We start from the raw sequence: 14,352 nt of genomic DNA, 5'->3' as shown, positions 1-14,352 counted from the left end.
CTAGCCCAGTCATGAATTTAATCGCAGCAAATGGGCCAGCATTTGACTAACACAATTTGAGTCACACAAACAGACTAGGTTTATACCAGGGTGTTTGTATGACCATTTGCAAGGTGATCAGCCCAGCGAGTTGTCTCGGGTAAACGGTATTGTCGGGTACATTGCAACGTGAGTTGAATGGCTGTTTCTAGGCTGACGCGATGGCCGACGGAAATGTAAATGGGCTTCACATTGGTCTGCGATCGCACCACTGCCCCAATCACTTCATCCTGATCCCAAATCGGTTGCCAATTCCCTGGCTCATGGCCAACGGGTTCATGCTGCCCCAAGTGGTAGGTCTTGGCGACCCCGATCGTTGGAATTCCCGTTAACAAACCAATCTGGCAAGCGGAACCGCAACGGCGCGGATGGAGATAGCCATTGCCATCGCACAGCAGCAAATCCGGCTGAATTTTTAGTTGCTCAAAGGCTTTGACAATGGCAGGCAATTCCCGGAAGGCCAGCAATCCGGGAATATAGGGGAATCCGATCGGGGCAGTGGCCACTGCCGATTCCTGGAAAGTCAAGTCTGGAAAGTTGAGGATCACGATCGCGGCCCTAGCCTGATCCCCTGCAAACCCCACATCTACTCCCGCCACCCAACGCAAATCTCCAAAATGATCCTGCGGAATCACTTGGGAACGCAATTTCGTTTGCAGGGCGATCGCAGTTTCGATCGTTGGGGGGGGCTCATAGTGCAAACGTTGTGACATCATGATCCAGACAATGAACAGTTAGGAAATGAACAATTAGAAAGTGGTCGATGCAGGCCAACTGAATGTCCCTCCAGACCAATATCATCCAACATAATATTGCGTGAGTATTGTGTGAATACGATATTTTGTAAGCATGATATTTTGTTGGCACGGTTGCAAGGGGTAGTTCCTCACGGAAATCATAAAAACAACGGCTGTACAGCCAGATCTTTCAACGTTAGCGTAAAGTTTCGTTGTTCTCCAGTTGTCACATAGGACATCACACTTTCACAGACGATCGCCACAGTTAGCATCACTAAATTACGAGCCAAAGGATAATCACACCGATCCTCCTGGTTGGCGGAGGGGACGCGATAGTGGGAATTCCAAATAACCTCTGCGTAGTCTGCTGCCAAACCCGCGTGGAGACAAGGCCAATTGTGCTGAGTACAGACTTCTGTGATTGTCTGTCGTGATGAACTATTATCAAAGGCATCAATAACCAGTTGACTGCCTTTAAGCAGTTTGACGGCATTATCTGGCGTCAATTTCTGGACGTTTGCATGAATTTCTACTCCCAATGCACGATACATTGTGTTCGATAAGACCTTTGCTTTGAACCCACCAACTTCCGATCGATAGTAGGGTTGTGTTGAGAGATTATGTTCTTCAATACGATCGAAATCAATGACCCGTAGTTCTTGAAATCCAGATCTAGCTAAGTTTTCTGTGATGTTGGCACCTAAGGCTCCCGCTCCACAAATGGTGACGGGAAATTCCTTCAGTTTTGACATCACGGTTGCTGTGCGATAAATTTGCTCATGTAGAAAGATCGACATTATCAGTTCCCCCATCAGCGGATGGTGCTGCCATCGATTGCAGTCAGTTTGTCAGAGTGAGTTGCGACTCATTTCATATTGCTATCTCATTTCAGTTATATTCGTCCTGTTGTTCAACAACCCCCACCAACGATTGCAGATCGAAATCTTGATCGAGGTCGCTTAAACAAATACCAGCACTCAAGACCGTGAGATCTGCCTTGGCGATCGCGCTGACATGCTGCTGCCCATCCCGAGTTTGCCATTCCACAGTCCAATAGTCTCCCTGATCCTGGAAGCTATGCAGAGCCCCGCCCCCCATCGCTAAGGCAGCTTGCAATCGCTGGGCTGCCTGCTCAGGCTGGGGCATGGGAAAGGCGGTGGCAAAGGCCAGTTGGTAGGCCGTGCGCATTTCTGGCGTTAATCCTGAAAACTGTAATTCGGCGGGGGCGGTTCCTTGATGGAGTGCTCGGCGTAGAAATTCCGCCTGTCGAGGATCGGCCAAGCGATCGAGTTCATGAAACCACCAAATGGCCCCCTGCTGTCTAGCAAGAATCTGGTCAAAGGGCTGCCCTTCAGCGACTAAATGCACCACGATCGGTTTCACAGGACTTTTCAATCCTTGAAATAATAAATCTCCTGACCGACTAAGGCGTTGTCGTATATCTCCTTCGAAGGAAGGATAAGCTAACCAAGTTAAATCTCTCAACTGAAAGATTAACCGGAGATGAAATTTGGGTAACCTTTTCAGGTATTCATCAATCACTACAGGAGATGCAAGTTCAATGACTTGAGCGGTTTGGGCATTAAGTGGTTGGAACCAGCCCCAACCTGCAAAAGAAGCTGGAGCAGGACGAAAGGTATACACCAGTCCTGAAATACGGGTGCGAACCTGTCCCCCGGTTGTACAGGGTGCGAAAAATGTGGTCGATCGTAACTGGATTTCCTGGGCAGAGAGTGCTGCCAGTAATTGAGAAATAGGTTTCATGGATTAAACATAAATCGAAGAGGATTTGCTAAGGTTGTATAAACTTAATGTAAACAGACCAAATTGTTGTAATTTTGATGTTAAGCATTCTATTTTGAATGTTGGATACTCAGAACTCATCAGACTCAGAACTCATCAACCTCATCAGAGTGGTATTGAGTTGTTGGAAGTTTCGCTGATTACCGCTAAATGTATTTGAGTGTGATAGGTTACAGCGATCGCAGGCAAAATCAACCATCCTACATTTAGATCAAACGTTGTTTTTCCCTCGCCGTTTTCTGCTACCCAATGCCACTCAATGCTGCTATCGATTTGCTACACTACTCTCTCGACTAGCTCTGTCCAAAACGTTTAGTTCCCAAAATAGTCTCCAACCCCCAATTATGTTGGTCTTGGTATTTCACTTCCCCAAAAGGAGGCTGAATTATAAACGATTGAATCAAGCTAGATTGGAAGGAATCAGGTGATCAATACGATTGCTTGGGTATCTAATAACCATTTGGACAATTAAGCTCAACTGACAGTTCAACGACAGTCCCTCTGAAAGTCCAATCAAAGTCCAATCAAAGTTCAATCAAAGCCCAGCCGATAGAATGACAGTCCGGTGGACAGGCCAACGAACAGTTGAACCAGGGTGTACTCGCATACTACAGTGTATTATAGCTCGCGGCAAAATTTGTGCAACTTTTTTGTGCGGATGAGCCATGAATGTCATTTCTCCCTCATTAGATTGGCATATTAATTAGACTGGCATATTAAACAGTAAATGCTGCCCCTGAATTACTTATGCGGCTTTCTCCTTTTTTCAAACATGACATCAGTTCTTGTCAGATTCCGCTGCGGCTCATCTTGGTTTTGCCGTTTGTACTACAGATTGTGGCGTCTGTTGGGGGGGTGGGTTGGCTGTCTTACATTAATGGGCAACAGGCGGTCAATGAAACGGCTAGCTATTTACTATCGGAATCTGCGAATCATATCGATCGACAATTGCGCAATTACTTAGCCATTCCAGAACAGGCAATGGCGAATAGTGAATTAATTATTCGTAATAATAAATTTTCTTCTAGTCAGGTCAACCAGGTCAATCAGTTGAAGTCCCTGGAATCAATTTTTCGTCGCCAGCTTGAAATTGATCCAGTACTCGCCTCTCTTGGTTTAGGGTTGGACAATCGAGAGGCGATCGGTGTGGAACGTTTGCCTGATAATTCCCTCATGGTTTGGAATTCTGGGCAATCCACTCAATATGCATTGCAATCCTTTTACATCACGAATTCCGGACGTCGATCCAAACCGATTAACCCAACAGCGAACTTTGATCCTAAAAAATTGCCTTGGTACCAAGCCGCAACTAAGGCAAAAGGGATTGCTTGGAGTCCGATTTCTCCCCATGTCAGCGGGGTTACTGCCTATTTGTATGCCTCTCAGCCCTTAGTGCTAGATTCTCAACGAAAAAGTATTTTATTTAGTAGCTTAAATCTGTCACAGATTAATAATTTTCTCCGGGAAGTAAAACTGAGTCAGCGGGGCCAAAGCTTTATTATTGAGCGATCGGGATTGCTAGTGGCTACCTCCACCAGCGAAAAACCTTTCCGACCGATTAATCAGATTCATGGGGCCCAGCGGACTTCCGCCATTGAGAGCATCCATCCTGTGACTAAAGCAGCTGCAAAATATGTCATGGCGGAATGGCCTGCATCAGTCACCCTGAAGCGCTCCCATCGGCGAGAATTTTTAGTTTCTGGTAATCCTTATTTCTTACAAATTCAACCCCTACGAGATAGTCGAGGGTTAGACTGGCTGATTGTCGTGGTAATTCCTAAGGCAGATTTTGCGGGGCAGGTGAATCAAAATACCCAAACCACGATCATTTTTTCTTTGAGTGCGCTGGTGATCTCCATTTTTGCAAGTACGATCGTGAGTCGCATCATTACCGAGCCTTTATTAAATTTATTAAACGTAAGTCAACGCATTGCCCTCAGCGATTTTAGTCAAAAAGCCAAGGTGGGCCCCATTGCAGAATTTTCCGTTGTGGCGCGATCGTTTAACCAAATGATCCAAGAAATCCAACAATCCCGGCGACAATTGGAAGAATATTCCCGTCTGCTAGAAGATAAAGTTAGTGAACGAACGGCGAAGCTCCAGCAGGAAATTAGTGAACGCATGGTGGTTGAATCGGCCTTGCAATCAGCGAATCAAGAGCTCCAGCGCATTGCCTACATTGACGGGCTGACGCAAGTCGCCAATCGTCGTCACTTCGATGAATGTTTGCAAGCGGAATGGCGACGATTGGAACGTGCTGGTTTGCCCCTGTCCCTGATTCTCTGTGATGTTGACTATTTCAAAGCCTTTAATGATACCTACGGCCATCAGATGGGTGATGAATGTCTGCGGCAGGTGGCAGCTGTCTTGCAACGGGCAGTTAAGCGGCCTGGGGATATTGTGGCTCGCTATGGCGGCGAGGAGTTCAGCATTATCTTACCGAATACAACGGCCCGAGGAGCAGCTCAAATTGTAGACCGTATTCAAACCAAATTGAGCGACTTAAAAATTCAACATGAACAGTCCCAGGTGAGTTCCTGGGTTACCCTCAGTTTTGGTGTTGCAACCATGGTGCCGCTCCATGATATTGATGCCTCAAAAATTGTGACGATCGCGGATCATGCCCTGTACCAAGCCAAACTCAGTGGCAGAAACCAAGCCGTGACTCAAGAGGTTGCGCTCTAATCTGGCTAGCTGATACCTAATTGATAGATCAATCCTACAAATCCGCTCCCCTAGCCCCCAAGCGTAGCGCAGAGATTTAGCAGTCATGATGTGTTGCAATCACAAATTGATGTGGTCTTACGATTATTAGTTCGTATTCAATCTTGTTAGCTCAACCATTGCGTTAGCGTAGATTCCGGCAAAGCCGATCGATTCAGGCGATAGGTGGGTGTTGAACGATAACGACTAGGCGTCCGGCTAGATGACCCAGCCATGCGGGAAAACAGGAAGAAGCCTCCCACCAACACCACAAGACCAGCCGTGACCGCGATCGCAATTTTCACTGCGCTATAGGGGCGATCGCCCATGACTTGGCCCGTTTGAGCATTGACAATCACTTGAAAGACTTTGTTGTTATAGCGATAGGCCGATAGCCACACAGGTAACAGAATGTGTTTAAACGTGATCTCACTATGTTGAGTGGATAGAGAATCTACATGCTGTTCATCGCCGCCAATGTCGTGACGGACATCTTGCTGAATGGTGTCTTGCATCTTTTGTTTGGCGCGATCGAGTCCTGATTCCAAAGACACCTGATAGCGTTGGGCCTTAAAACCCGCCAAAAAGGCAGGACTATAGGGCACTAATTGTTTTAAATTCCAATTGGTTAAGCGATTGAGTTGTTTTTCAGGAAGCTGGGTAGTTGCGGGAATCAACACATCATCAAAAAAACGGGAGACATAACCCGAAGTCGAATACCAACGGGTATGGCGCACTTCTTCGGTTGTTGTGACCGTTTCCCCCTCGGAATTGGTGTATGTCCGAGTTTCGGTGACGTAGTAGTATTCTCCCCGCTGTCCGCTGTAGGAACTGTGGGTTTGGGCATCGTAGGTCCAGAACGGGAGATACACCCCTTGTAAACCCTGCTGCTGGGCCATTTCCTGCAATCCATTCGGCACAAACCAGTTGTTCCCCAACCATTTACGAATTTTATCCCGCGCTTGGTTAGAGGTGATTTTGCAGGGCAGGACGCCCCCCGGTTCTACGACGGGATGGGCTTTTTCGCCCTTACCGACAATACCCGTGCCGCAGAAGGGACATTTACCTGCCACATCCGGCGGCTGGAAAGTAATGCGGGCCCGACACCCTGGACAGGCCACTTCCAGGGCACTGTCTGACAGGAGTACCGTTTTGACTTTTCGTTCTGCCAAAAAGGACTCGAACGAAATTTCCTGCAAGCCATCGGGCAACTCGGGAACGGCTTCCTCATGGCCGCAATAGGGACATTTCAACTGCCCAGCCTTGGGATTAAATTCGAGCTTGGCACCACAACTTGAGCAGGGAAACTCTTGCAGGTTAGTCAACGGCGTAGTCATCATGACGGGAAGGGAGAGTACAGTCTAAACAAAATAACAGGGCTGGGATCACGGAGCCAGCATTACAGGGCAGGTGGGGGTGGGGGCGCACTGTTGAGGATTGCGGCCAGTTCTGGAATATCCTGGGCCCGTTGCCAGCCTGCCATCCCCGATCGCCATGCGTAGGTTTCAGCAGTCAGACCATTTTGCAGTAATTGCTCCGGTGCAAAGGGGCCAAAGTTTTGTCCACCACGGGAGATAAACCACTGGACAGTCGGTACGGGGGGCGGGGGAGCCATGGAGGGAGCGGGCTGTTGGGGATTGGTCTGCGGGGGGGCTTGCATTTGGGGATTCTGCATCGCCTGTATGGTTTGCAGATTTTGTTGGGCAAAGGCTCCCATGAGTTGCTGTCCCATGGCGATGCCGACGCCAAAATCAAGGGCCGGGGTGCCGCCGCCATTGGGATTATTGGCAGATGCTTCGATCGCGTTGGCGGCTTGGAACTGGGCGTACTGCTGCATATTGCCCAAGATGCCCATGGAAGCGCGTTTGTCCAAGGCTTCTTCCACTTCCGGTGGTAGGGAAATATTTTCGATCAGTAGTTGTGTTAAATCTAGGCCGAAGCGTTGCACTTCAGGCAACATATTTTGACGAATACGATCGCCCAATTCACCATAGCGGGAGGCCAGATCTAATAGGGGAATTTGACTGCCGCCGACGGAATGGGCAAAGGCTGTCATGATCATGTTGCGAATTTGATCGCTGACTTCTTCGACTTGAAAGAGGCCGTCGGTACTGACCAGTTCTTGCAGCAGTTGGGTGGGGTCGGCAACGCGAATGTTATATGACCCAAAAGCCCGCAGCCGCACGGGGCCAAGTTCCGCATCTCGAACAATGATGGGGTTGGCGGTGCCCCACTTCAGGTTGGTAAAGATGCGGATACTAAAGAAGTAAACTTCCGCTTTGAAGGGAGAGTTAAAGCCATACTTCCAGCCTTGCAGAGTGCTGAGGATAGGCAGGTTGCGGGTGGTAAGTTCGTAGGTTCCGGGTTCAAAGGCGTCGGCGACTTGACCTTCGTTGACAAACACTGCTTTTTGGCCGGGTCGCACAATTAGTTTTGCGCCCATTTTAATTTCGTTTTGGAAGCGCTCAAATCGATAGGCGATCGTGTCGTTGGTATTGTCCAACCACTCGATGATATCGATAAACTCAGCCCGAATTTTGTCAAAAAGTCCCACGGGAGCCTGCCTCGCGATGGATTGAAATGCAATAGATATCTACAGCGTACCCATGGGCGATTCCGGGGAATCAGGTTAAAGCAGGATTGTTGGCTACTGCGTCGATCGCTGGTGGTGTCGGATCTCAGTCTGTAGGTTGTGGCGGGCGGGTTGTTCCAGTTGGGTAAAGAGGCGATCGGTATGGTAAATGCGATCGCGCTGGAGAAAGGATTGTAAAACCGCAATGCGACCTTGTTGATACTCGGCCAGCGATACCCAGTGGTATTCTTGGCGGATGGCGGCGGCGTAGCGATCGTAGTCCTGGGGAGCACTGCCTAAGATGGCGAGGTCGGCATCTAGGAGTAAGGCGGCATCGGGTAAATCGGCAGGGATGTGGTGGGTTTGGGTGGCTAAGATGAGTTGAATGACGTGGTGAATGCGATCACGATCGACTTGCCAAGCTTCTAGATAACGTTGGGCGACGAGAGCGCTTTGAGCTTCGTTATTGTGCTGGGTGGGATCGTAAACGATGTCGTGAAACCAGGCTGCACACTGTAATGCAATCCAATCTTGGGCTTGGGGCTGTAGGGTTTCTAGGGTTTCCAAGACGTGGGTAATGTGTTGGAGGGTGTGATAGTGGCGATGGCTTTCTGAGTAGGCTTTTATAATTTCTCGATAGGTTTTCGCAATTTCGTGTTCATTGACTGCCCAGGATTGTAGTAGGGTATGCCATCGAATATTCATCTTAGTTTTCTGCCCCACATTGCTCGATCGATCAGTTAACGTTCCCAATCACCCGCTGCTGGTAACTTGTCGAATGCAACCAACAACTGAATACGGGCGGTGTGCAAGCGGATTAGTCGATCGCTGTTTACCAGAGCTAATTTCGCGATCGCATTTATACGCTAGCAGTTTTATACTTGAGTGCCGCAGCGACGGGCAGGGAAATCTGATCTTGAGATTGGTAAATGGGCAGTTGCACGATAAATTCGGTTCCTTGGGCAGGCTGAGAGTAACAGTGCAAGGATCCTCGGTGCTTTTCAGTAACAATTTTGTAGCTAATGGACAGCCCTAAGCCTGTGCCTTTACCCACATCCTTGGTTGTAAAAAAGGGATCGAATAGTTTGCCAATAATGTGTTCTGGAACGCCAGGGCCGTTATCCTGAATGCGAATTTTGACCTGATTGTGATCAATGACTTCTGTGTAGATATGAATTTGATTGGGATTGCTTGCAATTTCCTGATAGGTTCGATTTGCGTTACTTTCTTCAAGGGCATCGATCGCATTACTCAGGATATTCATAAATACCTGATTCAGTTGACCTGCATAGCATTCGACTTGGGGCAGGCTGTCATAGTGCTTAATGACTTGAATCTCAGGATGTTGATTGTTGGCCTTAAGCCGGTGGGCCAAAATGATCAGGGTACTATCAATCCCGTCATGGATGTTGACGCATTTAATTTCAGCTTCATCGAGACGAGAGAAGTTACGCAATGCTAATACAATGTCACAAATCCGATGGGTTCCCATTTGCATGGATTTCACAATATCGCCAATGTCTTGAATCAGGTAATCTAAATCAATTTCTTCTAGCGCTTGTACAATGCTTGGCGGGAGTTCTGAACAATGTTGTTGATATAGCTCCACTGCATAGGACAAATTTTGCACATAGCACGTGAGATGTTCAAGATTGCCATGGATGAAGGTGACTGGATTATTAATTTCATGGGCAATTCCAGCCACCATCTGCCCAAGGGCAGACATCTTCTCACTTTGGAGCAAAACGGACTGGGTTGCTTGAATTTCACTGAGGGCTTGTTCTAGGGATTCAGTTTTGGCTTGCTCTTGCTGCAAGAGTTGTTTGACTTGGGTAATCAAGCGGTTAAGGGAAAGAGATAGCTGACCGACTTCATCTGTACTGGTGATGGGTACCTGGAGATCAAAATTGGCGGTTTTAATGACTTCTTCCGCAATGGCCGCAGTTTTTTCGACGGAAGCAGAAATTTTTCGACTGAGGAGCGAAAGGAGTAGAAAGGCGATCGCGATGGAAGCGATCACACTGCCAGCAAACATGATCGTTCGTAAAAAATCTGCTTGATTTAACGCTATTTTTGCCTCTTGGAGTTGTATCTCCTCAATATCACTGAGTTGTTGCACCAGGTTAAGAACCTGATAAGCATCTTGACGCAATGATTCATTGTTAAATTGAGTGAGTTCTACTTGTAAAGCCCGACGCTGTGAGTCAGATAATTGACCCAGTTTGAGCTGATTTAACTTAACTATTAGGATATCAAGATCCTTAGAAAACTTTTTGTGGCTCGCCTTGAGATCTTCAATCAACTGGCGTTCCTTTTGATCAGAGGAAGTATCGCCCTCAACAATTCCGTGGGTGGCAATGTAGGTTGTCCAGCTAGCATCGAATTGATTGCGATCGGCGATAAAGGTATCGTATACCCCTTTCCACTGGGATGTATTGTTCAAGGTCAGAATACTGCCTTTTTGGTGCAGGTGCATTTTCAGTAGCCTCACTTGTAGCTCATTGAGCATGTGATTCTCGGCTTCACTCTCTGCAATCTCTGCCTTTGCACGGTTGAGATGACTTTCTGCAATGCCCCAACCTGTGGTCATACCAACGATCGCAACATTGGTCACTAAGCCCATGCTCCACGCAATTTTGTGTTGAAGTTTCAGGCTGTTAAACCACCATAACAGGTTAGATAGGAAACTACGGGAAGGCGAAGCAGGTAAATCAGACTTGGGTTCAGAAGTCTCAGAGAACATGGCAAGTATGACAATGGTGATCCGTATTCTGCCCAAAGGAGGTCACGCAGGCTAGCGTTAATATGCCCATTTTGAGAGGATGAGCTTCATCCATCAATAATCTGACTGTGCTTGTGCTACCGTAATTACCGCAGTCCATCTGGTGACCTCAGCGAACTCAGGGGGGATTGATGTGGCCGATCGCTGAAGTCGTTTCCAATGGGGTTGCTTGTTCTATTGAATTTCCTGAATTTAATAATGTAGTTTCTGCTTCTGCCAAGCTGTAGTATATGGTGTCGAGTCTGTGTTTGAATGGATTGGCGCGATCTACCCCAATCATTCGACTAACGTTTGCAGTGAACGACTTCAAACCAGGTATTGCTTATAGATTAACTCTTGCGAGTCCGCTCTGGCACAAGGTTCTACGGATGGCCCTCATTTGGACGGTGCGCTGCAAGCCGCACCTCAAATCTGAGAATGATATCCCTTATGCTTGCCTCCCTAAGCGTCTCCTCTGCCGCTCAATTTCTGCTCGCATCGTGGGGTCACCCAGCATGTTATCGAGGGAATACTCATCACTATTCGTGTTGTAATCTGCCCAATTGATCATGCTAATACAGAGATCAAAGATCTGATCTGCGCTCTGGGTAACTCTGTATTGGAGGAAGCTCTCGATACAGGCCAGTAGTTCAACCAATTCACAAGAAAACTCAACCGCTCGGACATCATCTTCGGTCATGCTGATAGCTAGCGCGTCGAGGTGCGATCGAACTTCCTCTACTGGTCTATGTTCAATGTTGAGTAAAATTTCATTGAGAAAATCTTGCTCTGAATCTTCTAGTTCGGCTTCGATCGCCTTAGTACTCGCTAAGTGAAGGATTTCAATGGATTCGAGGGAGAACTGAATTAGCTGGTTGTGTTCAGCACTAGAGAGCAGACTGTGAATTTCTTCTTCAAGCTGTTTGTAATTCATGGCTGGTTCGCGAAAAAATCAATAGTTGCTGTGTGGTTGCCACAATAAAGCTCTGACTCGTTGGCGAAAATCCACAAATCATAGACTCATAGTACTGAGCAACTTGGATAAACTGATCCAAATTTTCCAGCAAGACTGCACCAGGGGGAGAGAGCAGGATACGATAATCTGGCCAGGTTGGCGCAATCTTCCAGAGTCCAAAACCATCCTCAGTATATTGTCTAAATTCTCCTCTTTGGATATCTGAATCTGTCCCCGACAGCGCGATCAATTGATCTTGCAACGGCCCAATTCCGGCAACAGATAATGTTACAGAATCAAACCAAGAATCATCACTTTCATCATGCATCACTTCTGCCAATTGATTTCCTGTAAGGCAATCGTAAACCTGGCGCGATGTATCACTGATCAATAAAATATAATCGCTTCCTCTCCCATAGCCTACGGAATCTAGCACTGTGAAGTCTTGTTGTGCCACGAGTTGCCAAGGTGATATCGGAGCCTGTGTGATCATTTGCCGAATTTGCCGCCGTAATTTTTCGTAATACTGTACTGGGTTACGGTAATGATCTGCATAAGCTTGTTGTGCTTCTGAAAGTGGGGCTTCTCTATGAATTTCACATTGGCGTGGAGGTTGTACTTTGAACCAAATTTCATTCTCGATCCAAAACCGATAAATGAATTCCTCAAAGCTGGAAGCACAGAAATGGAGGTGGATGGCATCCAGATCTTCATCCCAGTTATCCCCTAATTCTTCTTTTTCTGTTTGTTGATCTTCAAAAATACCAGGGTAGAGACGACGATTGCTACTAATGACACAATGTTCACCGACTGGATTGATATAGAGATACCAGAGAACACAAGATTGGGAATCAGATAAAAACAACATTAAATAGCCGTTTTCTCCAGTCTGTTCAACCGGGAATGGAATAAAGCTTTCGCCTAACTCAAAGTAACAGCAAGTGACTGAGCGGATACGACAAAAAAGTTCTGCGGATTTCAGAAATTGCACCCAGGCTGGTGGCAATCTCAGCCCTAACTCAGATGCTTTCTCTTCTATGACTGTAACTTGGGCGGGTAAGGGCAATGCTCCTTGAGTAATATCGGTCTCCCCCTGGAAAATGGCGAGATTAGTATCGTGATAGGGAGCGTGTGCTTCAATTAGCCACTCAAAGTTGCCCTGAAATTGTTCAATCAGCACTTCTGGCAAAAATGCATAGGGAAAGGGAGAATAGGTCGCACAGTCTTCCATATGCTCCCGGTAACCAGGAAGATCGACTGAGTACCAGACGGAGTCTAAAGAGAGACGGTTAGCATCCATATGGTTTGTTGGCTAAAATCATCTGAGTCCAACTCATCATTCCCAGCGATCGGCCTTTCAGTGACACTTGGAGCATGACAATACCAAATCAACTGGTCATTGCAATCTATAAGATTTCCCTAAATTCCCGCTTATTTAGGGGGAATTTGGCCGAATTTCTCCTTACTTGAAAATTGGTTTCCATGGGAATCATTATGCGTTTGGCAGCGGTTCTCTACCATGATTAACTAACAAGGATCTCTATCAACCAAAGCTGACCAGGTTGGGTAATCACATAGACAAACCATGTGTCGTGATATACCCCATTCAGATACTTGAGGTAAGTCATCAATCATGGATGGAACGCCCTCTGGGAATTCAATCACACATACTGTCTTCCACCCGTGCTGTACGATTGGCCATGGTACAGCCATTTGTTGGGTGACTGCAACAACACGGCTTTTTGCGTGAATGACACTGGCGAGATGGTGAGGTCGAAGCGATGTGCAATCATCACGATCGTTGGAACGCACACGCTCGTCACAATTAACCCAAAACATCATACTAAACTCTTTGGGTAGTTCAAGATCTGCATAGGCATAAGTTACGAAGACTATTCTACTGTTATGAGAAATTTGTGCTGGCAATCCTGTCTGAAGCTGTCTTTGCACTCTGACTGAGACTCTTGCTTCAATACCCAGATAGCGTTCCCAAAGTTCAGCATCGTTCTCGTTCAGCAAATCATCTACCCTCAATCATGAAAACTGACATACAAGCTTCAAAAACTGTCTCAACGATTGAACTCAGCGGCACAATGCAAAGTTCATCTGCTGCAAGTTGATTTGGCTGGAACCAGTGTAGCATCGCCAGTTAGGTGCGACGATCGGTTAGGCTGGGCTAATCATGAAGTTTTTCTAGATTTTTGCCTGAAAACGACTGCCCACAAAACAATCTGAAAGGTCGATCGAGCTTTGCATCACACAAATGAGGGAGAAAGCACCCCGATCGCTCTCAACGACAACCATCTCTGCTTCCGTGGACGGGTTCCTGGGAAAATGAGCCGATCGCCTTTTCTAGAATCTTGATCTCCTTAGCTGAAGTGCCCACAGGCTATAAAACGACTCATGTAACCTGCGGGACACTGATGCTGCAATCGTTAACGCAGTCGTTCGCGGCTAAGGATGCTGATGTATTGGCCGTCGGAATGGATGCTCTTCATTGGTTGACTCCAATAAATTCTGTCTGCAATCCGATGGACATGCAATTGATTAATCGTGTCCTGAATGAATTCTGGACGACCGATTAAGTGGATCTGTAAGCGTTGACGCTCATGTTGAACTTCACGATCACTCCGATCGCTAGAACCTTTTGCCATAATTAAGCTTCTCCTGTTATGAATCGAAAAAATGAAAAATTGAGAGCCACCCCGTTTGACAGCACAAACAAGAATGGCTCGATCGAATGTTAAAATTCTCAACTGTTAAAATTCTCAACTAGCTTTTT

General features: G+C 47.0%; 11 protein-coding genes. 1 reads left to right on the top strand and 10 read right to left on the bottom strand.

Features of this window, described 5'->3' with window-relative positions:
* Positions 1–80: 80 nt before the first annotated feature.
* From nfi to ACN4EG_RS00125, 3 genes are all read right to left on the bottom strand, one after another.
* Entirely contained in the window at positions 81–755 is a 675-nt protein-coding gene (gene nfi / locus ACN4EG_RS00135) for a deoxyribonuclease V (RefSeq protein ID WP_431627055.1), read from the bottom strand.
* A 179-nt stretch (positions 756–934) separates the two neighbouring features.
* Positions 935–1,573 (bottom strand): ThiF family adenylyltransferase, encoded by a 639-nt coding sequence (locus tag ACN4EG_RS00130; protein ID WP_431627054.1) that lies wholly within the window; start codon positions 1,571–1,573, stop codon positions 935–937.
* A 91-nt stretch (positions 1,574–1,664) separates the two neighbouring features.
* Entirely contained in the window at positions 1,665–2,540 is an 876-nt protein-coding gene (locus ACN4EG_RS00125) for a hypothetical protein (protein ID WP_431627053.1), read from the bottom strand.
* Between the two features lie 786 nt (positions 2,541–3,326).
* On the opposite strand from ACN4EG_RS00125, the gene ACN4EG_RS00120 reads away from it, so the two are divergent.
* The gene (locus tag ACN4EG_RS00120; protein ID WP_431627052.1) at positions 3,327–5,264 is read left to right on the top strand and encodes a sensor domain-containing diguanylate cyclase; all 1,938 of its coding nucleotides are present in this window, start codon (positions 3,327–3,329) and stop codon (positions 5,262–5,264) included.
* A gap of 146 nt (positions 5,265–5,410) precedes the next feature.
* Here the strand turns inward: ACN4EG_RS00120 and ACN4EG_RS00115 are convergent, their stop codons facing one another.
* The 7 genes from ACN4EG_RS00115 to ACN4EG_RS00085 all read right to left on the bottom strand — a co-directional run bounded on the left by ACN4EG_RS00115 (position 5,411) and on the right by ACN4EG_RS00085 (position 14,224).
* The gene (locus tag ACN4EG_RS00115) at positions 5,411–6,622 is read right to left on the bottom strand and encodes a TFIIB-type zinc ribbon-containing protein (protein ID WP_431627051.1); all 1,212 of its coding nucleotides are present in this window, start codon (positions 6,620–6,622) and stop codon (positions 5,411–5,413) included.
* A 59-nt stretch (positions 6,623–6,681) separates the two neighbouring features.
* Positions 6,682–7,836, bottom strand: coding sequence for an SPFH domain-containing protein (locus tag ACN4EG_RS00110; protein WP_431627050.1), 1,155 nt, complete (start codon positions 7,834–7,836; stop codon positions 6,682–6,684).
* A gap of 93 nt (positions 7,837–7,929) precedes the next feature.
* Positions 7,930–8,559, bottom strand: coding sequence for an HD domain-containing protein (locus tag ACN4EG_RS00105; protein WP_431627049.1), 630 nt, complete (start codon positions 8,557–8,559; stop codon positions 7,930–7,932).
* A gap of 154 nt (positions 8,560–8,713) precedes the next feature.
* Positions 8,714–10,597: a sensor histidine kinase gene (locus tag ACN4EG_RS00100; RefSeq protein WP_431627048.1), complete on the bottom strand. Its 1,884-nt coding sequence runs from the start codon at positions 10,595–10,597 to the stop codon at positions 8,714–8,716.
* Between the two features lie 466 nt (positions 10,598–11,063).
* Positions 11,064–11,549: a hypothetical protein gene (locus ACN4EG_RS00095; protein WP_431627047.1), complete on the bottom strand. Its 486-nt coding sequence runs from the start codon at positions 11,547–11,549 to the stop codon at positions 11,064–11,066.
* Positions 11,530–12,750 carry a hypothetical protein gene (locus tag ACN4EG_RS00090; RefSeq protein ID WP_431627046.1) on the bottom strand — a complete coding sequence of 407 codons (1,221 nt, stop codon included), beginning with the start codon at positions 12,748–12,750 and terminating at the stop codon, positions 11,530–11,532. Before ACN4EG_RS00090 ends, ACN4EG_RS00095 begins: the two co-directional genes overlap by 20 nt.
* Before the next feature lie 1,255 nt (positions 12,751–14,005).
* Positions 14,006–14,224, bottom strand: coding sequence for a hypothetical protein (locus tag ACN4EG_RS00085; RefSeq protein ID WP_431627045.1), 219 nt, complete (start codon positions 14,222–14,224; stop codon positions 14,006–14,008).
* Positions 14,225–14,352: the final 128 nt, after the last annotated feature.

Origin of the sequence: Alkalinema pantanalense CENA528, from assembly GCF_050753345.1 — a bacterium.
GTDB classification, from domain to species: Bacteria; Cyanobacteriota; Cyanobacteriia; order Leptolyngbyales; family Leptolyngbyaceae; genus Alkalinema; species Alkalinema pantanalense.
This window is presented reverse-complemented; position numbering and strand designations above follow the sequence as displayed.

Coding starts and splice junctions, on each gene's coding strand:
- nfi (WP_431627055.1), bottom strand. CDS start 755: ATGATGTCACAACGTTTGCACTATGAGCCCCCCCCAACGATCGAAACT.
- ACN4EG_RS00130 (WP_431627054.1), bottom strand. CDS start 1,573: ATGTCGATCTTTCTACATGAGCAAATTTATCGCACAGCAACCGTGATG.
- ACN4EG_RS00125 (WP_431627053.1), bottom strand. CDS start 2,540: ATGAAACCTATTTCTCAATTACTGGCAGCACTCTCTGCCCAGGAAATC.
- ACN4EG_RS00120 (WP_431627052.1), top strand. CDS start 3,327: ATGCGGCTTTCTCCTTTTTTCAAACATGACATCAGTTCTTGTCAGATT.
- ACN4EG_RS00115 (WP_431627051.1), bottom strand. CDS start 6,622: ATGATGACTACGCCGTTGACTAACCTGCAAGAGTTTCCCTGCTCAAGT.
- ACN4EG_RS00105 (WP_431627049.1), bottom strand. CDS start 8,559: ATGAATATTCGATGGCATACCCTACTACAATCCTGGGCAGTCAATGAA.
- ACN4EG_RS00100 (WP_431627048.1), bottom strand. CDS start 10,597: ATGTTCTCTGAGACTTCTGAACCCAAGTCTGATTTACCTGCTTCGCCT.
- ACN4EG_RS00095 (WP_431627047.1), bottom strand. CDS start 11,549: ATGAATTACAAACAGCTTGAAGAAGAAATTCACAGTCTGCTCTCTAGT.
- ACN4EG_RS00085 (WP_431627045.1), bottom strand. CDS start 14,224: ATGGCAAAAGGTTCTAGCGATCGGAGTGATCGTGAAGTTCAACATGAG.